Origin of the sequence: Prochlorococcus marinus str. MIT 0912 (genome assembly GCF_027359595.1) — a bacterium.
GTDB lineage: Bacteria > Cyanobacteriota > Cyanobacteriia > PCC-6307 > Cyanobiaceae > Prochlorococcus_B > Prochlorococcus_B marinus_C.
The window spans coordinates 1,357,102-1,380,680 of the sequence record NZ_CP114783.1; the positions used below are offsets into that span (position 1 = coordinate 1,357,102).

The following is a 23,579-nucleotide window of genomic DNA, read 5'->3' on the forward strand; positions in this document are numbered from 1 at the left end:
ATTTATTGTGAAAGAAGCCAAGCATTATTAAGTGCAGCAATCATGCTTTGTTCTCTTGCCTTAAATTTACCTGCAATATCAAGAGCAGTGCCATGATCAGGCGATGTTCTTACAAAAGGGAGCCCAAGAGTTGTGTTAATAGCCTCATCAAATGCAATCAGCTTGACAGGTATGAGACCTTGATCGTGATAAAACGCAAGTATTCCATCGGGTGCATTATTAGCACTTGAGGAGCCATTCCATGCATTTATAGATGAAATCCAGCAGGTATCTGGAGGTACAGGACCAATAATTTTAATGTTTGGATTATCTAATTTCCATTCATTTAAAACAGGAATAATTAAGTTTTTTTCTTCTATTCCAATTTTCCCTTCCTCACCAGCATGTGGATTTAAACCAGCTATTTGTAATAATGGTTCCTCTTTGAACCTACGACAGAAATTTAATAAGGTATCTAATTTGTATCTAATCAATTCTTTTGTTAAAGAATCATTTATTTTATTAAGAGGTATATGTGTTGTAGCTAATAAAGTATTAAATCTCCATCCATTATTTGGTGATAGAGCTGTAAACAGCATAGATGTTCTTTTATTAGTTAATTTCCCTAATAATTCAGTTTGTCCTGCAAATTCATGACCAGCTTTATGCCAAGCAATTTTTGAAATAGGCGCTGTAACTAGCGCTTTAGATTTCCCATCTAAAAGTAAATTAGTTGCATTAAATAGCCATTTAAAGCTTGCTGATCCAGTATATTTATTGACTTCTCCTGGAATAACTTTCTTGTTTAAAGGGATATCAATAATGTCAAGATTATTTGGATTTGGAATATTATTTATCCCATGTTTAATTAACTTTGAATAAGTTGTATAAATATTATTTTTGCATCCTACTAGTAAAGGTTTTATTTTTTTATTTAAGTAGTTAGAACCAAGAGCTTTTAATGTTATTTCAGTCCCAATTCCTGCGGGATCACCTAATGAAATAATAATTTTATTTTTATTATCTTTTACTGTTTTAAATTCTTCCATATGTGATGAGTTTAGTGATTTTTAGTTGTTTAGCTTAGTAAAGGCTTTCAGTAAAGGTTGGCATAATAACTTTTAGTAAGTTGTTTTATGATATTGGATTTATCTCATTAGACTTTAATTATTCATTAAACTTACACGAGTTTTTAAAAAGAAAAGTGAATAAATCTAATCTGGAAAATAAAGATTTTTAATTCATGTCTAATTTTGAGAAACAATCCTTTAAGCCATATTTAAAATTAGGATAAATTAGAGAATAACCAAGTGTTTTGCATAATAACTTGTTATCAATTTTTCGATTCTCTTGCCAAAAAGATAATGCCATTGGGCTCATCGTTTCTTTTGCAATTTCAAAAGGTACTGACGTTGGTAAAGGTTTTTGAGCTAATTTTGCTGCGAAAGCAATAACTTCAAGATTATTTGATGGTAAGTTATCAGATACGTTAACAATGGATGGATTTTTTCCTTGCGAGTAGAGATTAATTAAAAATAAGACAGCCCCAGCAATATCATCAACATGAATTCTTGAAAAAACTTGACCAGGCTTATCGACCATTTTGACTGTTCCTGTTAGAAGGCTTTCAAATGCAGATCTTCCAGGTCCGTAAATACCTGGCAATCTAAGTATTTGAACAGGAAGTTTTGTTTCTAACCATTGTTTTTCACAGGAAAATCTGCGAATGCTTCTCTCTTGTTGAGGATTTGGTGATGACTTTTCATTTACCCAATCTCCTTTCGTATCTCCATAGACTCCAGTAGTGGACAAGTAACCAACCCATTTTAAATTTTTTGAATTTAGTAATTGTGTTTTGAGTTGATTGAGTACTGGGTCCTCTCCACTTGATAAGGGGGGGATGCAACTTAAAACGTGGGTTGCTCCCTCGAAAATTTCATTAGAGACTTCCGTATCGGTATTAAATATGAAATCAGCTCCTCTGCTCTTTTTTTTCCTCCTGCTGCACAAAACTTTTGCTCCTAAAGTTCTACCTACACTTGCGATTCTCTGACCACTAAATCCGCCACCAAATATGATTACTTTTGATTTAGGCGGTAGAGGATCCAATTGCTTGACAATATCTTGAATCATTAGTACAAATGTATTATGTTGATTATTTGGTCATGATTGCTTCTTATTTAAAGCCTAGTCTGAATTCCATTAATGATGCTAGTAAATTATGTAACCATAAAGGATTATCTGTTCAAAAGAAAAAGCAGCATTTAATAAAACCCTTGCTTGCTTCAATTTTCTTTCTTCTTTGTATTGTTGTTGTACCTGAAAAGTCTTCTGATTTAGCGTCTACATGTGAAAAATATAACTCTTCTTTAGCTTGTCAAGTTTGGTAGAACTTTATGCTGCTTGCCAAGAAATATCTTCATTCAATCGAGATTTTGAGCTCTCAAAAGCTTCACTATGTTTAGGCTTAGCCCATTTTAGAAGCCTTAAAGCTAAACGAATGTCTCCTTCTGTCCATGCTCGTATCGCCATAGAGCGTCTTGGGTCATAAAAACGTTGTTTTCTGTACCATTCAAAAGCATCATTGTCTGTTTTGCTTCCATTGCATGAAAGACAGGCAGGTACACAATTTTCAGTGATGGTTAATCCACCTTTACTTCTAGGTAAAATATGGTCAATGGATTCTGAATTTTTTCCGCAATAAATGCAGCTTTTACCAGTGTATTCATGTAATGACTTGCGCCATCTTCTGTCACGTAGCTTTGGGCAGAGATCTTCTAAGAAAACCGCGTCCCTATTGTGCATACGTATTAATTAACTAGTTGAATTTTGCCTTGATAGACTAATAAGTCAATGTATCGAAAATTGCATTTTGACATTTTATTATATTTATTTCTTAATTGATAAAGAAATAGCGTGACGCTTTTGTACTTATATAAATTTAATTAATAATCATAACGATCTATATATTTGCCTTTAGGACTTTTTTCTTTACTCTCTGTTAATGAATTTATTTCATTTTCTAATTCTTTATTTCCACTAGATCCTACGGGGCTTGACTCACCTGTATATAGATCACCTAAATAATTGATGCAATCTTCATATTTTATTGGATCTTGAACTACTTCTTCAACAATTAATGAAGCAGCTTGTTTTGGAGAAGTTTTGAATAATCCTTGTTTTTTATTTTTTATAAATTGATAGGCTGCTGCCCAGCTAGGTTCATGACTGTTGCCCCCATTCCTCATAAAGCAATATATGTCTGCTCCGTTTGTGACTGCTGCATTAATTTTTAATCCGAAAGTAGAACCGCACATTAAACAAATTAATGAAATTGGTAAGAAATTTTGCTTTATCCCAATTGGCATGATTTTCAGAGAATTTTCAATTTTAAATTATCTATTTTTCTCTCTCCTGTCTAGCTCCTGTTTGTATTAGTGTTCCGTTTTATTACTTATCTTTTATGATCTTTGAATTAAAAAAAGCCTTTTAAAAATCGATTAATTAGATTTTAAACTTTGAACCCCTTATTTTTTTATATGACTAAATTATCTATCTTTTGATATAGTGATTTAACAAAAATTGTTTGTACTTACAAATTTCATAATGAATGCAGTACAGGTAAAAAAACAAGCATTTTTAAAAGAGGCTGGTTATTTCTTTAAGAATGCTTCAGTTCATGCTGATGAGGGAGATTTACAATCATGCGCTGTTTTTATTTTAAAAGCACTTGATAAAGAGAGAATGGCCAGTGGGGTTGGGCCTCAAGTGCTTCATTTAATCAAAACTAGATAATTAGTTAAGCGATGTCTAAAATATTATTCTTTATTTAATACTGCAATTGTTTTTGCAATACCCTGGCCAATTGGGGTATTTAGTTTTCCCATTTTAGAAAGTGTGCTTTCTAAAGCGGATATGACACTAATAATGTCTCTATCATTTACAAATCCTAAATGACCAATTCTAAAGATTTTTCCTTTTAAATGATCTTGACCTCCTGCAAGGAGTATGTCGAAGTCACTCTTTATTGTTTTTCTTATATTTTCAGCATCTACATTCTCAGGCTTAACAGCTGTTATTGCTGGACTCCCAAAACTTTCGTTTGTAAATAAGTTTAAACCCATTGCTTTTATGCCTTCTTGTGTCGCTTTTTGATGACGAGTGTGACGGTTGAAAATATTATTTAAACCTTCTTTTTGCATCATTGTTAGTGATGCTTCTAAAGCAAAGTATAGATTTATTGCAGGTGTATAAGGATTACTATTGTTATTAGCTGCTTTTAAATATTGTTTTAGATCTAAATAAAACTTAGGCAAATTTGATTGCTCATTTGCTTCCCATGCTTTTTTGCTCATAGCAACAAAACTAAGCCCAGGTGGAATCATGTAACCTTTTTGAGAACCTGAAGCTATTACATCAATTCCCCATTCATCCATTGGAATATTACATGCTCCAAGGCTTGTTACACAATCGGCAATAGTTATAGCTTTTTCATGGTTTTTTACTTCATTATTAATTGCTTTAAGATCATTAATCACTCCAGTTGAAGTTTCTGAATGAGTTAAAATTACAGCTTTAATTGTTTTATTTGTATCCTCTTCAAGAATCCTTTTGAATTGATTTGGATCCAGAGGCTCTCCCCAAACAGCTTTTACGACTTGCACATCTAGCCCATATGCTTTTGCAACTTTTATCCATCTTTCGCCAAATTTTCCATTATCCCCACAGATAACTCGATCACCTTTGCTTAATGTATTAACTATTCCTGCCTCCATTGCGGCTGTTCCACTTCCAGTAATTGTTAGTACGTCAGAAGTTGTTTGGTGAAGCCATTTCAGTTGCTCAGTTGTTCTTTGAACAATTTTTTGAAAATCTCCACTCCTATGACCGATTGGGTGTTTACTCATACAACTCAAAACATTTTCTGGTACCGGTGTTGGTCCAGGAATCATTAGATTGAGTTTGTCCTGCATTTACTTATTTAGATCTAGATTATTATTATTTTAAAAAATTATTTAGGGAATTTCCTCTATCGTCAGCTCTTCCAATGATTTGAATAAATTTACTCTTCCAATTTGGGTGGTTGCAGCTGCAAAGTCTGCAACAAATATTCTTATTGGAAATAAATTCAGAGATACTGAAATAATTGATTTACCAAATGAAAAAAAATCAATTAATGTACCTGTTTGTTCTTCTTCGTTACTTGATAATGGTGAGAGATCTTTAGCGGTCAGTCACTGTCAGTCTGGCTTACCTCTTGACATAACAAGAGGACTAGAAATATGGGCCTATATTCAATTCAGTCAATCAAGTTGTCAATCTGAAAAGATTGTTGAAAATGGTTTTCCCTCTTGGCTTGATTTCCATGCCGGTTATGGAGTAGGTAAATATGAATCATCCGACCAGCCATGCATATCTAAGTTTGCACGTGATTTGTTGTGTATAAACCTATACCCCCTTTTACCTAAAGGCACTTCAATCAAAGTAGAGATTGTTTTACCTGAAGGAAAAGATCTTGCTTTAAGAACAAGTAACGAAGCATTTGGAGTTGTAGATGGATTGTCCCTCATTGGGACACAGGCTGAGGCTCAAATTAGTGCTTCTCCTGATCAGTTGAAAAACTGTGAGGAGATTTTGCAGAATATTTGTACTAAATCAACATTTGATGGATGTCTGATTTTTGTTATTGGTGAAAATGGAAGAGATTTAGCATTGAAATTTGGACTTCCAGCTCATCAAATTATTAAAACGGGTAATTGGTTAGGTCCTCTTCTTGTTGCTGCTGCAGAAAATAGTGTGAAAAAACTTTTGTTATTTGGTTATCATGGAAAGTTGATAAAACTCTCTGGAGGCATTTTTCATACCCATCACCATCTCGCTGATGGAAGGATTGAGATTCTCACTTCACTTGCTGTAAGAGAAGATATTTCTTTTGAGTTGATTCAGTTAATAAGCAAATCAACCTCTGTGGAAAATGCTTTACTAACACTTGAGGCGCGCAATCCTGAGGCCGTATCTTTGATTTGGGGCAGGATGGCTAAAGAAATTGAAATTAAAAGCCGCAATTATGTAAATCGATATTTGTCGTCATCAATGGAAATAGGATCTGTTTTGTTTGATCGTAAAAGGCAAATTCGTTGGGCTGGTTTTGATGGTGTGAAACAAATAAATTCTTTAGGGTTAATTCTTAAGTGATAAGCACATTCCTATGCTGGTAATTATTCTATTTGATAAGAATGTTTTGCAAGGATTTATTAGGTTGATATGGCTTCAATGATTTCAAATGAAAAACGTAATCCAGCAATCGTAATTCTCGATTTTGGTTCTCAATACTCAGAATTAATTGCTCGGAGGATTAGAGAGACAGAGGTTTACTCATTAGTTATGAGCTATACAACATCTGCAGATCAATTACGGTCTCTTAAGCCTAAAGGGATAATTTTAAGCGGAGGGCCTGGGTCTGTTTATGAAGAAGGTGCTCCTTATTGTGATCCAGAGATTTTTAAATTAGGCGTTCCTGTACTTGGTGTTTGTTATGGAATGCAATTAATGGTTCATCAGTTAGGAGGATCAGTAAAACCTGCTACTGGGAAAGCAGAATATGGAAAGGCTGCTTTAGCAGTTGATGATCCAACAGCGTTATTAACAAATGTCATGAGTGGATCAACAATGTGGATGAGCCACGGGGATTCAGTTCAGGAATTACCTAAGGGATTTGTCAGATTAGCTCATACTTCCAACACTTCAGAAGCAGCTATTGCCTTGCATGAGAAGAGTTTTTATGGGGTGCAATTTCATCCCGAAGTTGTTCATTCCACTCAGGGAATGGTTTTAATAAGAAATTTTGTATTTCATATATGTGCATGTGAGGCCGATTGGACAACTAACTTATTCATAGATGAAGCTGTTTCTCAAGTACGAGAACAAGTAGGCGATAAAAAAGTTTTACTGGCTCTATCGGGTGGTGTTGATTCATCAACTCTTGCATTTTTATTAAACAAAGCAATAGGACCTCAGTTGACATGCATGTTCATTGATCAAGGATTTATGAGAAAAGGAGAGCCTGAATTTTTAATGTCTTTTTTCGATGAAAAGTTTAAAATTAATGTTGAATATATCAATGCAAGAGAAAGATTTATTTCAAAATTAATAGGAGTCACTGATCCTGAGCAAAAGCGTAAAATTATTGGTAGAGAATTTATTAGGGTTTTTGAAGAGGAAAGTCTTCGATTGGGACCTTTTGATTATTTGGCTCAAGGTACGCTTTATCCAGATGTAATAGAAAGTTCTGGAACAAATATTGATCCAAAGACCGGTGATCGAATAGCGGTTAAAATAAAAAGTCACCACAATGTAGGAGGTTTACCTAAAGATTTACAATTTAAATTGGTAGAGCCTTTGAGACGTTTATTTAAAGATGAAGTTAGAAAAGTTGGCAAATCACTTGGATTACCAGATGAGATTGTTAGAAGACATCCATTTCCAGGTCCAGGATTGGCTATAAGAATTTTAGGAGAGGTTACTCATGAAAAGCTAAATTGTTTAAGGGATGCAGATTTAATTGTGCGAGAAGAGGTGAAAAAGGCAGGTTTGTATAACGAGATTTGGCAGGCTTTCGCTGTCTTGTTGCCTGTTTATTCAGTTGGTGTAATGGGAGATCAAAGAACCTATGCATGGCCAATTGTTGTTCGATGTGTTTCAAGTGAAGATGGAATGACTGCCGATTGGTCTCGTTTACCGTATGAAGTTCTAGAGAAAATGTCTAACCGTATAGTTAACGAAGTCGAGGGAGTTAATAGAGTTGTTTTGGATATAACAAGCAAGCCTCCAGGAACTATTGAGTGGGAATAGTATCGACTACTAGAACGTAGTTATAGACTAAAATGTATGTTCCCCTTGTCCCCTTCTCTACAGAGAAATCGTAGATAGTTTGTTTTCTCTACACCGGTGATTGTTTTTGCAATGTTCAGTTGCTAAGAATTGATCTACGACTTCTCTACGTATGATCAACACCATTTTGCATAATTACTTGAATTACAAAGTGCCTTTATTGAACAGGTTTTAATTGATAATTCTAATCTTATGTTTTCTTAAAATGAGTTTTGATATATGCAATTAGTTTTGCTCCCTGTAATAAATCTGTTGCTGGATTTGTACGTATATAAAAGTCTTTACCTTCTAGAAAACATTCTATGTCTGATTTAAGGCAATTAACTACTAAAATATCTTTATTACCTATGGATATAATTCTATGATGAATAAAATCGTAAAATTGTTCACCAATTTTTGATTTTAATTGGTTTTTAAAATGCAATAAAAAATTGTCTTTTTTGCCTTTAAAGTTTATATCAATTTCTTGTTGTAATCCATTTATAGTTCCTTCATCATTAACTCCTATTAGAAGACAACCTCCTTCACTATTCAAAAAAGCAACAATTGTTTTAAATACTGCTACTTCCATCCGGTCTTCTTTTTTTGGTTTATAGGATTTATTATTTTGAATTTGTTTCACATCTAAACTTAAACTTTCTTTAAATTCTAAAGTTGCTGACTCTCCTTTGCGAATAAGAGAATTTATCTTTTCTCCTTCAGTAAGTTCTCCAATAACCTCTAACATATTCTCGACTTTTTCAAGCACAGTATTAGTGCTTAATGGACTAAGAGCGATACCATTTTCTAAATCTTCGACATGCTCTCTTAATTGGTCTAAGCGCTTACTTGCTTTGATAATCTGTTTTTGATCTTTAAGTTCTGGAACTGGTATCCTCATTGCAGATAGTGATCCTTCTTCAGAAATTCTTGATTGCCACTCTATTTTTTGCAACGAAACGCCAAAAGCAATATTTTTAAGCATTAATTTCCCTAGTGGTGATTTAAGAAATAAAGAGACGTACTCGTTAATAACTAATTTAGGGTCAAATTTTATGTGTAATGGATTATTGAGTTTGTCTAATTTCTCGTAATCTGTCAGAGGATTTTGTGTTGGTTTTATTGGAATATAAATTGAGTTTTTTATATCTTTAATTTTTTTTTCTTCTCCTTTGATTTCAATTCCTAATTCTGAAAGTGGATAACTATTGTAGTCTGAATACTGTTTTAGTAATCTTTTTAATGCTTTTGTTTCTGGAGAATTATCTGCGTATCTTCTAACTGAAAGATTATATTTTTGCTTTTTTATAAACTCTACTGAGATAACATTTGAGTATGAGTCCATTTCTTTGAACGCCTCAAAGCAGGAGACTATTTTTGATATATTCTCATCTTCAAGAGTTTTTCCTCTTCGACTTTGTTTAAAATCATGACTGGCGTCAATGAAAAGAATTTTTCCTTTATGATCATTGCTTTTGTTTTTATTGATGATTAGAAGTGCTATTGGAATTCCACTTCCTTGTAATAACCCAGGAGGAAGACCAATGACTGCCTCAATAATGTCTTCAGAGATAATTCTTTTTCTTATGTTTTCTTCTGCTCCTCCTCTAAAAAGAACGCCATGAGGAACGACTACTCCTAGAACACCTTTTTGATTTAGGGAAGCAATCATGTGTTGAATGAATGCCCAATCACCCATTGAGGATGATGGAATTCCATATTTGTAACGTTCATAATAATCATTTTCAGCATATTCTCGACCCCAATTTCTTAGTGATAAAGGAGGGTTTGCTATCACACGATCAAATTGCATTATTTTTCCATTTTCGATATGTTGAGGATTTTTTAGTGTATCTCCGTTCCTAATGTCTAATTGATGAACACCATGTAACAGCATATTGAGTTTGCAAACCGTTAATGTTCTTAGATTGATTTCTTGACCAGATAACTTTAGGTTCGATGTTTTCTGTCCCGTTGCTTTTAAATAATTTCTTGCTTGTATTAACATTCCACCTGACCCACAAGTAGGGTCATAAATTGTCATGTCTGCTTTTGGTTTTAACAATTTAATCAATAAATTAACGATCTCAATAGTTGTGCAAAAATCCATCCCCCTTTTGCCTTGAGAGATTGCAAACTGTTCAATTAAATATTCAGTGGCAGTACCAAGTAAATCTGGTTGCTCAAAATTTGATTTGTTTAATCGCAAACTTGAGAAATGAGTGAGAAGATTCTTTAACCACCTTTCATCTAATCCTTTTTTGAATTTGAAATTAATAGAAACCAATGCTCCTTTTAGCGTGGAATTCTGCTCCTCTATTGCTTCTGTTGCCTTATTAAGTCTTTCTCCAATGTCATAGGTTAAATGTTTTAGGTTGTCCCAGCGCGCATATTCAGGAATAAAAAAACTTTTAGTATATTGTTCTTTTTGAAGTGCAAATTTTTCCGCCTGTTTTTGTGTTTTGTCTTTGTCTAAGTAATATTTGACGATACTTTCCCTTTCTTCATTAAATTCATCAGAAAGGTGTTTGAGACAAAGTATTCCTAAGATATATTCAATAAATTCAAGAGGATCGTATCCTGGAAGTGTTTTCACACTTCCCCAGAGAAATGACTGAAGTTGTGGGAGTGTGAGTTTTTCCTCTGTCTGGAAAGTTGATTCGCCCACTATTACTCAGAAGTTCCTATAAGTTTGATGAGAAAAAGTTGATCTTGCTTGTCAAAGTTAAAAAGGTAACAAAACATCAAAAAAGTACCTTACTCACTGGCAATACGCAGATGCTTTATGAGTTAGGGCTGCTTGTATGAAGAGTGTTATAGCACAAGCGTACTATTATGCTTTTAATAGATCGTCAAGTATTTCTATCTTTAAAAATTTTATGGAATAATAGCAACGTCTTTCTTCAATCAAAGGGCAAGATGGAGATAATTTGATGGCAGGAAAAAGAAATTGGTTAAAACAGATAACACGATGGATATTTGAAAGTCCAACTCCTCAAGGTGAAAAGAAAAAAAATAAGAAAAAGAATATAGAAAAGAATATTGAACAAATAGGAAGTATTCCAATATCAAACAAGAATAAAGAAACTCAAAAGATTAAATCAGAAAACTTGCTGAAAGAGGCATGGAAAAGATTTATTCAAGGATGGGAATCGCAAGGTTATAATAGCGAATCATTCATTAAAGGTAATTTATTAGATCAAACTGTTAATTCCTTATCAAAAGATGAAAGTTTTAAAAATGAATTAATTGAAACTTTATTTAAAATTTCATCAGATCATAAGATATTAGAAAGTCTTGCTCAAATATTAAAGAGAGGAAGAGTTGCGGCAGGAGATGATATTAATGCGATTAGGGCATTTGCATATATAAGTGCTTTAACTATTCCAGAAAAAAAATTAACAAAAGAGAGAGATATAGATAATAAATTATCAAATAGATTAGACATCTTAAAGACAAAAGAAAAACCAACAAAAGTAGATAAAAAAAATACTCAAGATTTAAAGGATAGTATATTATATATTGATAAAAAACAAGACAATATAAATGCGTTAAATGAATCAGAAGATCAAAATAATGATTTAATATCAAGTTTTAGGAAAGAAGCATCATTAATTGTTAATTCGGAATCAATATTGTCGAATTCTTATTCGCAAACGAAAAATAAAATTAAAACAGTTATTGAAAAATATAAAGTGTCAGGTTATATAAAAGATTCATTTGATAATACTATTGGCGCTATATCTAAAATTTCATCTTACATAGATGCAGTTTCAAATAAAGAAATTCAAACTTTTGAATTAATTAAACAGGCAATTGTAAGAGAATATATTATTTCAGAATCTCACAATGAATTAATAAAATGGAATAGAAATATGCAATTAATTAAAAGTATATCTGGTATTGGTAAATTTAAACAATTTTATTGGAACGCTCAAGGTATTTCTTTGGCATCAATTGCAAGAACAAGTCAAAGGAAGAAAGATCATATAACTAAAAATATAAATTCAGTAAAAAAAGTTTTAGGTTTTGATCCTATTTCTATAAAAGAACAACTTGCTGAGAAATTATCTTATCTTGAAAAAATAGCAATACAAGAATGGATTGAAGAAATCGGACGACTTCCAATAAAAACTGATAAAAAAATTACAAATGAAAATAAAACTCTGATAGATAAGATTTTAAAAATGACATTAAAAGGAAGGCAAGACTTTCTTTTTAAGAATGATGTAGAAATTACAACTAAAGAGTACGACTATCACTATAAATTCATTTCTAATCAAGAAGGAAAGGTAGGTAATGGATATTGGTTGATATTTAATAATTTAAAAGAGTTTTTACTTAGGCATTCTACCTCTTTAGGTAAATCAACATTGATGCCTAGGCAAAGTAATCTCCCTCTTTCAGTTAGAGCAGTTGTTACTAAGTTTGGGGGACAAAAGCGTGTTGCAGAAAAAGTTGGTCTTATATATCAAGGTAAATTACTAAGTGATTCCGAAGAAAAATATTTTTGGACAGAAGTCAGACTTATCAAATTATTGGATGATGCTGTGAGTTATCTAGGCATTCAACAAAATTTAATGCCCTCTAATACTCAAATATATGAATTTATTCAATCTCAAGTAACTGGGGAATATAAAGATAAAACGCCTGGTTCAATAATATATGCCCTAACAAAGCAAGGTTCATTACCTTGGGATGAGGTCGCAAAAAGATTTGGTAGAGTTTATACCGAGGGAGATTCTAAAAAAGAAATAACACTTTCATATATAAGGGCGTTTGTTAAAGATCTAGGGGAGCATATTGAATCACTTTCACCCGCTGAAATGTATGTCTTATTTCAATCACAAGGTATAAATCAAAAAGATAATGAAAAGTTTAGTAGAACATTTGATGTACTTGTTGATGCTATTCAGTCAGGAGTAGTTAGTAAAGAGGATTTAGGTGATTGGGCAAATGATAATGATGTTCCAAAAATTCAATCATTGATTGAGTTTGGGAGTGAATTAAAGGAGGAATCTTCAATAGAAGAAAAAGAATCAAAACTCTTAGAAGAGCGATCAAAGCAAATTATTGAGGAGTCAAATAATGGAAATCAGATTGAAGTCTTGTCTAAAGATGATCTTCCTAGTCTTGATCCTGAAAAAACTTTAAATGCATTAGACAAGGCAACAGCAGTTATTGAAAGTACCTCTTCAGATGCCGAGAAGGTTGAATTCCTTAAAGCAAAAGCAAGCGCAAAACTTTGGGATTCTTGTTTTGAGGATGAAAAAGTGACTGTTGAGCAAGTTAAAAAACTTTCCCCTCCTCTTGATGCATACAGTCAGGAAGTGAAGGAAGAGTTTTTAGAAGAATATCAAGGAGCAAAAGAATTATTAGTTCCTAGTGCTTATAAATTTGTTGACCTGAAAGGTAGACAACGTGATCCAAAATTAATGCAGAGATTAGTCGCTTATCGTCTTAAACGAGATAAAAGACTATTAAATTTAAGTGGCACAGGAACAGGAAAGACTTTATCTGCAATTTTTGCTGCCCAGGTGTGCGGAGCAAAAAGAATTCTTATTTCATGTCCAAATGGTGCAATAGCAACTTGGGAAAAAGCATTTTCTTCTGCTTATCCTGATGCGAATTTACACGTTAAATTAGAAGGTTGGTCAGTTCCGATTTTAAACGACGGTATTCATGTCTACCTCTTAAATCATGAGAGATTCCAAGAACTTTATGCGGAGAGGATGTTCCAACATTGTGTTGACTATCAAACTGATCTAATTGTTATAGATGAAATTCATCAATCGAAAAGAAGAACGAAAGAGAAGTCAAGTCAAAGAAGAAAATTACTGAATGAATATATATGTATCTCATCAAATATAAACCCGGAATTAAGAGTATTAGGGATGTCTGCAACACCAGTTATCAACAATCTTTATGAGGGAAGATCATTATTAGAACTTGTGACCCAAAAAACGATCGATGATGTAGATGAGAAGATTGATCTTAATTCGTGCATGAATCTTTATCAGCACTTTGTAAGAGAGGGGATAAGGATGAATCCTGGAGCAATGAGTAGAACCAAGATAATCCTTAAAGAAATAGACGCCACATCTACAATTACAGAAATCATACAAGCAACTAAACATGGAACTTATCATGATGTTGAACAATTATTAGTCAAACCAAAACTAAATACTCTTTCTGAATGCCTAAAAAAAGGAGTCAAAACTATTATCTATATTTCATATATAAAAAATACACTTCGTCCATTGTCAAATTGGTTAACTAATAACGGATTTTCTTATTGTGTTTATACAGGGAATGACAAAGAAGCGGCAGAGGAAGGATTTAATGATTCACTTGACCAATTTATAAATGGTTCTACAGAAGTTTTAGTTGCTTCTATTAAATGTGTTGGTACAGGTGTAGATGGTTTGCAGTCAACTTGCAATAGGGCAATTTTCTTTCAATTGCCTTGGACTTCTACTGAATTCGAACAAGCGGTTGGTCGTCTTGACAGAGATGGGACTGACTTTGAGTCAGTGGAGGTATTCTTACCAATTACTGATATCAATCTTCCTAATGGTGAGAAATGGAGTTGGTGTAGATCTAAATTAGATCGAATCAACTCCAAAAGAGATATTGCAAAAGCAGCAGTTGATGGAGAAGTTCCAGATGCTGCATCAATGATTAGTCCTACCGAGGCAAGCAAGTATTGGGTCAATTGGTTAGATCGCCTCAATAGAAAAACAGCATGAACAGTAACTTTTAAATATTTTCACCTCCCATGAGGAGAGCGTCTTGATTTTACTGTCAGATTACTAAAGAAATAAACTCGGTCTTTGAATGTGTTTTCCCACTCACTATTCGTTTTGAAAAACGTTCCCCGTATGTTCCCCGTGCTATATTATATTTAAGAAACCCAGTCACTTACTGCGTTTTTATACCCTATATATGGTAGGAACTATTGAGTGGGAATAATTAGCTATAAAATGTAGTTATATAATAAATTAAAACTAATAATCTTATATATTATGGTAACTTGATGGATAAGTTGAGAACTAATTTGCGATTGATTTGATCTACATATTGGGTTCGGCTAGGTGATTCTCAAACAAAATAGATAGGCATTTAGGAGACAGGTGAGTTTTATCGCACATATGAAGGTTGTTATTTTCACCATCTATGGTTGATGTCAAAGCATAAACATCTAAGAAGTAGGAACCCTTAGATAAAACTTCCTTCTTTAAACATTCATTGTATAGTTTGATGATTTTAATTCTTTTTTTATCTACTTCATTGAGTAAGTCTTTTTCTCTTGTTGGTGCTGGAACACCAAAGTAATATCTTTTTGAGTAATATGGCGCGAGTTGAATTTCCATATAATCAAGATAAGCTTTTATGGTTTTTTCACAGACTTCTGAAATATCTTTATCTTTCTTGATTGAGTAAGTAAGTATACCTTGATCTTTTCTACAATCTATTTCTCCAAAAGAAATAAATATTTCATCACTATAATTATGTTTTTTTATCTGTTGAGTTAGCGAATCTTTCCATTGATTATTTTTTTTATTAGCAAAATGCCACGCTTTCCCACCTGTTATTAAAACTGGTTGAATCGTTTTTATGTTTGATGATATAGATAGACTTTGATGAGCAAATGAAAGACAATGACTTTCCCCAAAATGAGGAATTCTTTTTGAATCAGAATGTTTATTCTCTTTCTCAAGTAGAGGATAGAGAGAAGTAATAAATTTAAAGAAGGTAGATGTATGCTTTCTATTTTTTTCATTTTTTATTGTCTTGATGGCACCTTGACTTATTAATTCCTTACTTTTATTCAAGTTCAATAAGGTCTCTGCATAATCTCTTTGCAGTAAATTAGCGATTGTGATTCGTAATGAAGCGCGTAACTTATATCCTTGATTAATTGATTTTGAATCCAGTGTTGCTTTTGATATAAGAATCAATTCATCTAAATAACCAAGATCATTCAATATATTTCCCAGATTGGAATGTGCTTCTGCGAAATCAGGATTGAGTTCAAGTGATTTGCGAGTAGATAATTCTGCGTCTTTTAATCTGCCAAGATCTTTCCATATGTTCCCTAGATTGAAATGCGCCTCTGCGAAGTCAGGATTCAGTTCAATTGATTTGCGAGTAGAAAATTCTGCGTCTTTTAATTTGCCAAGATCTCTTAATATGGTTCCCAGGTTTAGATGAGCAACAGCGGAATCAGGATTGTGTTCAATTGATTTGCGATATGATAATTCTGCGTCTTTTAATCTGCCAAGATCTTTCAATATGATTCCCAGATTGGAATGTGCTTCTGCGAAATCAGGACTGAGTTGAATTGATTTGCGAGTAGATAATTCTGCGTCTTTTAATCTGCCAAGATCTTTCAATATGATTCCCAGATTAGAATGTGCTTCTGCGAAATCAGGACTGAGTTGAATTGATTTGCGAGTAGATAATTCTGCTTCTTGAAGTTTCTTTTGACTAAGGAGGATTGCTCCAAGAAGAAAATGAGAGTTAGAGAGACTGGGATTAAGTTCTATTGCTTTTCGTGTTGATATTTCCGCTTCTTTTAGTCGTCCAAGCTCCTTGAACACTACTCCAAGATTCAAATGAGCCTGGAAAAAATCCGATTTGAGTTCAATTGTTTTGCGTAGTGGTTCTATTGACTCTTGAAGTTTCTCCTGCCTCAAGAGGATTGTTCCAAGTAGAAAATGAGAGTTAAAGAGATGGGGGTTGAGATCTATAGATTTGCGGCAGGGTGCTTCAGCTTCTTGTGAATTTCCCAATTGTACATAACCATTAGCAAGATTCCTCCAAGCAGCAGCTAATTGAGGATCAGATTCAGTAGCTTTGATGAGTAAATATAATGCTTCCTTCTTATTACCTGTAGAAAGTGTAATGTAGCCTAGATTGGTTAATGCGGGAGCATAAGTAATATTGATTTCTAAGGCTTTTTGATAATACTTTTTAGCATTATTAATATCACCTGTAGCTTGATATGTATTTCCTAGATCTTTGATCACTTCATAATCGTCAGGTTTTATTTTCAGGGCTTGATTTAGATATAAACGGGCATTTTCTATTTTTCCTGTTGCTAAATAAGATTTTGCTAATAACTTTAAAGCTTCTATGGAGTTGCTATCAGTCGCTAATATTTCCTCGCAAATACTAATTGTTGCTTGATATTTATTATGTTTAAAGACCGACTGAGCCGTTTCTATATTTGCTTCCAAGTCAAAAAATCTTTCATTTAATTCATTTAATTTTAAACTATCTAAGCTAAGTTAAATATTTTTTTAATATATTTCTTTGAAGCTTAGGTTTTTACTGTTTCTCTATGTAGAGAACATAGGACAAGGGGACAAAATCACCGAATTGAAACAGGATGTAATATGATTTACTTAATCTCTGTATGAATGTCTAAAACGGGAATATTAGAGAGTAGATATGTCTCCTATGCGTTTCACACGAGAATTGTAGAAAACATAGCTGAGTGAGGAACAGGGATTACAAGGAATATTTGGGGTAAGAACTATTGAGTGGGAATAGTTTAGGGCAGTAAAATGTAGTCAGTCACTCAAAAATCTACTTCCACACGACTTCCACTTGTCACCTTGTCACCTTCTCTACAGAGAAATCGTAGATAGTTCATTTTCTCTACACTTGTTGTTTGAATATCTAGGATTTGTTGCTAAGAATCTATGAACGACTTCTCTACATATTTTTGTATACTCAGTATTTAAAAAGGTACAACAAGACCTGCTCGAACGGAGGTCTTTTTTAAGATCATTCGCAAATGTTTTCTTACTCTAATTTTTTTAATCATCAAAATAAGAGCATGTGTAGTTGACTAATTCTAAAACCTCTAAACAAAATGAAGAATTTTTGGGGACATTAAAATCCATACCCTCTGTTATTAATGTCCAATCTTGATCACCTTCAATTTTGACGTTTAGTTTTCCAGAATGGATTTGCATGAGTTCTCTTGACGCAGTTTTAAATTCATATCCACCCTCCAACATCACTCCTAATGTTTTTTTTGAATCATCTTTTTAAAAGATGTTTCAACTAATAACTTTACCTTCAAAATAAATATTTGCTAATTTATCAACATCTACATTTTGATAGTTATCCATTTAGAAATTCCTGAGTCTAATTTTCTAATCACTAATCATAATCTATAGATGTTGAATTTCATTTATGCACTTGTTATCCCAGTATTGATCTTGGGATTGCTTTATCTATTCATTATTGAAAATAATGGTCTTCCAGATTGGATGGAACGTGTCTCAAGAAATAGTGGTTCCGTTTGGACTTATGGAATTATTGCCATCGCCCTAGTTGGAATTCTTAGATATCTGATTCGATGACTAAGCAGCAGCATCACTTATCTGATGTTCCATTAGTTCCCAATCTTGAGTTAAGAGTTCATGCCAAGTTTCTATAGCAGATTCGAGATCAATTCTTCTTGTATTTTTTAATTTGGTTGGAGTGCCATCCTCAAGGCAATACCAGACTTGTGTATACACTCTCGGAAATGCCATTTCGGATTTGGGATCACGAATAAAGAACATACAAAATTCTCTAGTGGGTGACACTAACCATCCTGTTGGAGTTGGCAATGTTTCTTTAATTGCTTGATTCATAATTCTCTCTTTAATTCGAGGCATCAAAAAAGCACCTTGCTCACTGGTATTACGCAGGTGCTTTATGAGTTAGGACTATTTGTGTGAGGAATGTCCTAGTACAGGTATACTATTAAGATTGTTTGGAGTCGTCAAGTGATTTGCATTAAAAAAGGGGGGGCGAGATTTTGGTCGCCCCCTTTAAGTTCAGTACTTGTCTAATGGTTCATCAGACCAAAGTGAGTTAAAACAATAAGGAGTAAGTAGTTAATTGAAAATGGATAGTAAAGAATATGATTGGATTTTTGTTTATAAGATTCGTGATTCAGGTGATGTGATTTATAAAGTCACTATTCCATCAGAACGAAAAGAAGATGCAGTTGAAATATTTAAGAGAGAACATCCTGATGGATTGATCTGTAGTGGTATCAGGAGAGGTGATTTTAAATTGATACCATTCAAGGAACTATCTTCACGTGATCCTTGGGAAGAGATTGCTTCGTAAGTGATATTCAAATCAAATCAAGGCAAATCCTTTACCAAAGAAGAAGCAATAGATCTAATGGTGTCATTGAGTGCAACTGATGCAAATTCCGAAAAGAAGTGGAGAGGTTTCTACAACTCTTTATCGCAGACAGAACTTCAGGATGAATGGGATGAGTATTGGAAACCTTAATTTCTTCCATTAAAGAAGGGGGCAAGATTTTGGTTGCCCCCTTTAAGTTCAGCACTTTTGGATCCGTGTGAACAATCCATTTCCTTTACTAACCACTTCCCTGACCTACGGGAACAAAGTGCTAGAACTCCAACCCAGTTCTAATCAACCTGAATGATTGGAACATGAGAGAAAACACCTGTTTTATGGCATTAAGAAAGGGACTCTGCTGCTTCAGCGACCTTGAGTCCCTCTCTTCATTTACAGAACTATGTGTGAGGAGTTGTTCTATTTTTACCTTTCTAATCAAATCTAGAAAGGGGAAGCATCAGAAATTATTCCTAATTAGCAATCAGCGTTAGCAATGCCCATGCCGAGAACAGCACCTAAAGGAATTGACCATGCATAAGCATCTTTCTTGGAGATTGCAGCAGCAAGACCACCTCCAAGCAATCCACCTGTCGTTGCATTACTTGAACTACAACTTCCTCCACTAGTTCGATAACTCCGAGAAACTAATACTTGCTGATGAGTTGGTCTGTAATACCTGCGATGCGTGTGAGGGAAATAATGAACGTGATTATGGTGATGACGATATTTGCGAACTGGTGGATTCCAACTCAATGAAGAGCAAGGGACTTCGACTTTATCCAGATAGGACTTCACATAACCTTTTGATGATCTAGTTCCAGGAACATATTCCTCTTTATAGATTTCCTTGTAGCAAGTTCGTTGAGTTGTATATCCCCTCTGGTGATGATATCCCTCTGCCATTGCTGCCATTGGAGAAAAAAGCATTGCAGTTAGAACTAATGGTTGGATTCTCATCAGTCACCTTTACCACTAATAGAAACATAGGATTTTTTTGATCTAATGACCAGCAATTAAGACAGTATTAGAAGTGATTTGGGTGCATTTAGGTAAGAGATTTTTTACCCCTGAGGTGATCAGAACTTTTTCTCTCAAAATCACCTCCTCAGAACTTCCACACGATTATTTTGTGATATAATATCCTTGAAAACCCCTATTATCACTAAATTTTAGTTATAGATTAAAAGTTGTAGTTCCACGTGAGTCCAAAGTAAAAATTGACTAATCTAGTTCCAATGGTTTTGGGAGACGTGTTCCCTTGCCACCTTCTCTGTAATGACATCGTAGAAAGTTTGTTTTCTCTACAGTCGTGGTTTGTTTTGATGGACCAGTTTCCAAGAATCTTTTTACGAGTTCTCTACGCATTGAAAAATTCTTAGTATCAAAAATGTTTATTTTTTTCTATTACTAAATCGACTAATTGTTTTTTATTGAGTTTGGAAATTTTGTCTATACCAACCAGCATTGCCCTCAATTCGCTATTGGTCTTTTGCATCAGTACCGATTTCTGATCAACAAATATTCCTTTCTTTAGGATCGAAAGAAGAGTTGAGAAGGCATCAAAAATTGCAATTGAAGAGATGATGCAAAACATCATCACAGAATCAGTGGTGGTAGTTAAATTCATTGGTTTTGAGGAAATAATTTTTGGTTTGCTAGGCAACTTCTGGACACCATCCAATTTGTAATACCCTCTTCTTTTGCCAGTTAAGGCAACGCTTTGTGAGATGTTCACCTTGAGGGATAAGACGTTGGTGAAGACGACAAGTCAAAAGAGTGACGCATGATTTATCGCACGTATAAGTGAAGTGTTCATACGTAAGACAAACAGAACTTCCTCTGGACTTCACCAGTTCCAGATTAGTGAAATAACACCACTCTTCTGGATTCTCCAGTGCTTCAACTGGACCAACAACTTTTGGTGTTTTAATTCGACCCATCTTGGTTCTCCTTGTGAGAAGAGGCAAAAAAAGCACGATGCTCACTTCGTGCTTCCTTTGTCGGTTTAGTGATGGGGATAACACTAATACAAACGTACTATATTTGTCTATTAGGTCAAGTCACCTATTTTTTCCATTAAAGAAGGGAGCGAGATTTTGGTCGCTCCCTTTGAGTCAAGCACTCAACTGGCTGAACTAAATTTCCATCCTTTATTTAACTTTGACCCACAGAAGGTGCTGTGACTCCTAATTCATTAATAACAAATGAAGATCCGTTGAACATGAGAAAAAACTCCTGTTTAACCAATCACCCAATAATCTTTGTATTTTCTGAGAATGAGTTTGAGAAGATCGAGACATTCTTTTTATCTCAATATTTCAACTGAAAGTAATAAGGAACAAGGTGTGGAAGTGTTCCCAGTGAGATTAAAAGGACAGAAAACCAAAAAAAGATCGATGAAAGATTATTTGACCCATTGGATCTGAAACTACGTGTTACTTGCATAATTAGACCTCCTGTTAGTTCAATGTTTTTTAGTAGTCCATTGAGCAGTTACCAAACTGCAAGCATTTATTCTCGTAATCGACCTCATCAAAAACAGTTTCATAATTCGAAACCAGATCGCACCAATCGTTCCCTTGCATAGGAACTCCACAAGATTTCGAGAATGTTTCCTTTACGTCTTCGATTGCATGTTTAAAAGAATTAACGCATGACATGGTTAGACCTCCTAATAGTTCCTTGCTTTATATCTACTCCTCCTAATTCAAAAAATCCATAGAACAAAAACCCTAAAGTATTAACTCTGAGTACCGCACACAGAAAGGCCCCTGAAACTAATCAGGGGTTTGGGTTGTCCCGACCATTGCAGAGACCGCACGAAAGGTGATTCTGTTCACATCAGGAGGTTTGAGATGCCTCCTTAGAGTCAATGCACATTTCCCCTTTTTAAATCTCTTCGAGAGTTCGATGACTCTTGATTTATGTCTACTCCCCTTATTAGAAAATATCTATACAGAGAACCCAAATGTAGAAATACTTTGGTGTTCTTACCCATAGCAATTTCCATTCAGTACTAGTAAAACAGTCTAAGGAGTCAACGCACTTCCTTAGGTCTGGAGTGATGGACTCAAAGGGGGCGACCAAAATCTCGCCCCCTTACTTAATTCGAGGTATCTCTATGACTAGAAAAAGAGACAAGATCTGGACAGCAATTATTGCAACTAAGCAATGGTTCACCAAACTTTTTACAAGTGAAGCAGATGCTTTAGTTGATGACTTCGGAAATAATCCACCACCAGAGATAGGAACTCAATCTTATTCAGGAGATATCCACGATAAAGGAGACTGATTTAATTAATTAACAATGGTATTAAGAAAGGGACCCTGCTGCTTCAGCGACCTTGAGTCCCTCTCTTCATGTACAGAACGGATTGTGTGAGGAGTTGTTCTGCTTTTCCTTTTCTAATCAATTCCACCAAGGGTCTGCATCCGAAAAAATTCCTAATTAGATATCGTCCTCACTGTTTCCGAATGGGTTGTATCTGATATCAAAAATCAAAACTAATGCTGTGCTTAAAAGCAGTAATCCTAAAACAACTTGGGGAAGTGGAAATATGATTAAACCATCCTAGAAAAGGAACAAAAAAACCGCCCAGTTCTGTTAGGGCGGTTTCTTTGTGAGATCAGGCGCAAGTGTTTCCTTGTTTCCACTGCGGAGGATCTCAACTCCTCACAAATTAAACTTAATCAACGTTTTTGATAAGAGGTAGGCTGAGTATTTGAGTTCTTCAACTGTCACATGTGCCAATTTTGTACAATCAACCATTAAAAAAGCACCCTACTTACGCGAAGTCGAGTGCCTTTTTACAACAGAACTATTGTGTGAGGAGTTGTTCTGTTATTTATTTTCTACTCCTATTTGCACCTTTTGTCACTACTAAAAAGACAAACTGATGAGAAACTACAAAATAGGAATAAGAACAAAGGATCCAAGAATAAAAAGTGGCGACCTTTCACGAGTTCTATCAATCATTAGATCCTGAATCAAATAAACTTTCTGAGTGGATTCAGGAAAAATAGAAGATTATGGATGAAACTTGGTTAAAAGAACTCAATCAAAGAAATCTTGAGTTGGAAGGAGAAGATAGTGCGAAATGGGATGGTGCAACTGTCTCTGTTTCCTCCTCAGTTTTAAACAAATTAAGTCAGGCAGAACAAGGAAAATTTGAGATTACTGAATTCAAAAGAGCAACGAATGAAATTGAGCATTGGGCACGAGTAGAAGAAATATGCGATTTCTTTGGAGTTGCAGACCCTGATCTAGCAGGAGATGTCTATGTCAGAAAGTTCAAAAACTTAACTGTAGATCAAGAGAGTAGATGGATGGATTTAAAAGATATTAATGATGAGATACCTGAGGGTTTTGGCGTAAAAATCGATCGGAGTTAAGGAAAGGCAAAGAATTCTTTGCTCCTTTGCCAATGAAAAAATTTGCTAATTGATGGTTCCACGTGAGTTCCACGTGGTAAAATAAGTGGGCAAATCCTTGTCCATTACTCAATAATTTAAGCAAGTGCTATTGACTGCGAATAGCATTGACTACTATAAAATAGTTATAAATCAAAAGA

The 23,579-nt window shown here is 34.2% G+C and carries 23 protein-coding genes and 1 pseudogene; 10 read left to right on the forward strand and 14 right to left on the reverse strand.

Annotated elements, in window-relative coordinates; all coding sequences use genetic code 11:
- Nucleotides 1-2: 2 nt before the first annotated feature.
- Both pdxA and O5640_RS07820 read right to left on the reverse strand, forming a co-directional pair.
- A complete protein-coding gene (gene pdxA, locus O5640_RS07815) occupies nt 3-1,028 on the reverse strand; it encodes a 4-hydroxythreonine-4-phosphate dehydrogenase PdxA (RefSeq protein WP_269611840.1) in 1,026 nt (341 codons plus the stop codon).
- Between the two features lie 187 nt (nt 1,029-1,215).
- Nucleotides 1,216-2,112 (reverse strand): SDR family oxidoreductase, encoded by an 897-nt coding sequence (locus O5640_RS07820; RefSeq protein WP_269611842.1) that lies wholly within the window; start codon nt 2,110-2,112, stop codon nt 1,216-1,218.
- Between the two features lie 32 nt (nt 2,113-2,144).
- Here O5640_RS07820 and O5640_RS07825 point away from each other — a divergent pair, with 32 nt between their 5' ends.
- Nucleotides 2,145-2,369 (forward strand): hypothetical protein, encoded by a 225-nt coding sequence (locus O5640_RS07825; RefSeq protein ID WP_269611844.1) that lies wholly within the window; start codon nt 2,145-2,147, stop codon nt 2,367-2,369.
- Nucleotides 2,370-2,373: 4 nt separating this feature from the next.
- On the opposite strand, the gene O5640_RS07830 is transcribed toward O5640_RS07825, so the two are convergent.
- Both O5640_RS07830 and O5640_RS07835 read right to left on the reverse strand, forming a co-directional pair.
- Complete coding sequence (locus tag O5640_RS07830; RefSeq protein ID WP_269611846.1) at nt 2,374-2,784, reverse strand: HNH endonuclease; 411 nt, start codon at nt 2,782-2,784, stop codon at nt 2,374-2,376.
- A gap of 140 nt (nt 2,785-2,924) precedes the next feature.
- On the reverse strand, nt 2,925-3,296 hold the full coding sequence (locus O5640_RS07835; protein WP_269611848.1) for a DUF6554 family protein: 372 nt from the start codon (nt 3,294-3,296) through the stop codon (nt 2,925-2,927).
- Nucleotides 3,297-3,585: 289 nt separating this feature from the next.
- On the opposite strand from O5640_RS07835, the gene O5640_RS07840 reads away from it, so the two are divergent.
- Entirely contained in the window at nt 3,586-3,774 is a 189-nt protein-coding gene (locus tag O5640_RS07840) for a hypothetical protein (protein WP_269611850.1), read from the forward strand.
- Between the two features lie 23 nt (nt 3,775-3,797).
- Here O5640_RS07840 and O5640_RS07845 read toward each other — a convergent pair whose 3' ends face one another.
- A complete protein-coding gene (locus tag O5640_RS07845) occupies nt 3,798-4,952 on the reverse strand; it encodes a pyridoxal-phosphate-dependent aminotransferase family protein (RefSeq protein ID WP_269611852.1) in 1,155 nt (384 codons plus the stop codon).
- A gap of 79 nt (nt 4,953-5,031) precedes the next feature.
- Between O5640_RS07845 and cbiD the strand changes: the two genes are divergently transcribed.
- Nucleotides 5,032-6,174, forward strand: a complete 1,143-nt coding sequence (cbiD, locus tag O5640_RS07850; RefSeq protein ID WP_269611853.1) for a cobalt-precorrin-5B (C(1))-methyltransferase CbiD — start codon at nt 5,032-5,034, stop codon at nt 6,172-6,174.
- A 69-nt stretch (nt 6,175-6,243) separates the two neighbouring features.
- The gene (gene guaA / locus O5640_RS07855) at nt 6,244-7,830 is read left to right on the forward strand and encodes a glutamine-hydrolyzing GMP synthase (protein WP_269611855.1); all 1,587 of its coding nucleotides are present in this window, start codon (nt 6,244-6,246) and stop codon (nt 7,828-7,830) included.
- Between the two features lie 229 nt (nt 7,831-8,059).
- On the opposite strand, the gene O5640_RS07860 is transcribed toward guaA, so the two are convergent.
- Nucleotides 8,060-10,516: an N-6 DNA methylase gene (locus O5640_RS07860; protein ID WP_269611857.1), complete on the reverse strand. Its 2,457-nt coding sequence runs from the start codon at nt 10,514-10,516 to the stop codon at nt 8,060-8,062.
- Between the two features lie 265 nt (nt 10,517-10,781).
- Between O5640_RS07860 and O5640_RS07865 the strand changes: the two genes are divergently transcribed.
- Nucleotides 10,782-14,597 (forward strand): DEAD/DEAH box helicase, encoded by a 3,816-nt coding sequence (locus O5640_RS07865; RefSeq protein WP_269611860.1) that lies wholly within the window; start codon nt 10,782-10,784, stop codon nt 14,595-14,597.
- 324 nt (nt 14,598-14,921) lie between these two features.
- Here the strand turns inward: O5640_RS07865 and O5640_RS07870 are convergent, their stop codons facing one another.
- Nucleotides 14,922-17,090 (reverse strand): tetratricopeptide repeat protein, encoded by a 2,169-nt coding sequence (locus tag O5640_RS07870; protein ID WP_269611862.1) that lies wholly within the window; start codon nt 17,088-17,090, stop codon nt 14,922-14,924.
- Between the two features lie 585 nt (nt 17,091-17,675).
- Nucleotides 17,676-17,894 (reverse strand): annotated as a pseudogene (locus O5640_RS07875) (pyrimidine/purine nucleoside phosphorylase); the annotation flags it as partial.
- A gap of 147 nt (nt 17,895-18,041) precedes the next feature.
- On the opposite strand from O5640_RS07875, the gene O5640_RS07880 reads away from it, so the two are divergent.
- Nucleotides 18,042-18,227, forward strand: coding sequence for a hypothetical protein (locus tag O5640_RS07880; RefSeq protein WP_269609670.1), 186 nt, complete (start codon nt 18,042-18,044; stop codon nt 18,225-18,227).
- On the opposite strand, the gene O5640_RS07885 is transcribed toward O5640_RS07880, so the two are convergent.
- Nucleotides 18,228-18,527 (reverse strand): DUF1651 domain-containing protein, encoded by a 300-nt coding sequence (locus tag O5640_RS07885; protein WP_269611864.1) that lies wholly within the window; start codon nt 18,525-18,527, stop codon nt 18,228-18,230.
- Between the two features lie 232 nt (nt 18,528-18,759).
- Between O5640_RS07885 and O5640_RS07890 the strand changes: the two genes are divergently transcribed.
- A complete protein-coding gene (locus tag O5640_RS07890; protein ID WP_269603490.1) occupies nt 18,760-18,987 on the forward strand; it encodes a hypothetical protein in 228 nt (75 codons plus the stop codon).
- Nucleotides 18,988-19,158, forward strand: a complete 171-nt coding sequence (locus tag O5640_RS07895; protein ID WP_269611865.1) for a hypothetical protein — start codon at nt 18,988-18,990, stop codon at nt 19,156-19,158. It abuts the gene before it with no gap.
- A 324-nt stretch (nt 19,159-19,482) separates the two neighbouring features.
- Here the strand turns inward: O5640_RS07895 and O5640_RS07900 are convergent, their stop codons facing one another.
- The 5 genes from O5640_RS07900 to O5640_RS07920 all read right to left on the reverse strand — a co-directional run bounded on the left by O5640_RS07900 (nt 19,483) and on the right by O5640_RS07920 (nt 21,668).
- Nucleotides 19,483-19,965, reverse strand: coding sequence for a hypothetical protein (locus O5640_RS07900; protein WP_269611866.1), 483 nt, complete (start codon nt 19,963-19,965; stop codon nt 19,483-19,485).
- Nucleotides 19,966-20,229: 264 nt separating this feature from the next.
- On the reverse strand, nt 20,230-20,373 hold the full coding sequence (locus tag O5640_RS07905) for a hypothetical protein (RefSeq protein WP_269611867.1): 144 nt from the start codon (nt 20,371-20,373) through the stop codon (nt 20,230-20,232).
- Between the two features lie 16 nt (nt 20,374-20,389).
- On the reverse strand, nt 20,390-20,635 hold the full coding sequence (locus O5640_RS07910) for a hypothetical protein (protein ID WP_269611869.1): 246 nt from the start codon (nt 20,633-20,635) through the stop codon (nt 20,390-20,392).
- A gap of 28 nt (nt 20,636-20,663) precedes the next feature.
- Entirely contained in the window at nt 20,664-20,948 is a 285-nt protein-coding gene (locus tag O5640_RS07915; protein ID WP_269611871.1) for a galactose oxidase, read from the reverse strand.
- 534 nt (nt 20,949-21,482) lie between these two features.
- The gene (locus O5640_RS07920) at nt 21,483-21,668 is read right to left on the reverse strand and encodes a hypothetical protein (protein WP_269611873.1); all 186 of its coding nucleotides are present in this window, start codon (nt 21,666-21,668) and stop codon (nt 21,483-21,485) included.
- Between the two features lie 461 nt (nt 21,669-22,129).
- Between O5640_RS07920 and O5640_RS07925 the strand changes: the two genes are divergently transcribed.
- Nucleotides 22,130-22,300 (forward strand): hypothetical protein, encoded by a 171-nt coding sequence (locus O5640_RS07925; protein WP_269603941.1) that lies wholly within the window; start codon nt 22,130-22,132, stop codon nt 22,298-22,300.
- Between the two features lie 737 nt (nt 22,301-23,037).
- On the forward strand, nt 23,038-23,400 hold the full coding sequence (locus O5640_RS07930) for a hypothetical protein (protein WP_269611875.1): 363 nt from the start codon (nt 23,038-23,040) through the stop codon (nt 23,398-23,400).
- Nucleotides 23,401-23,579: the final 179 nt, after the last annotated feature.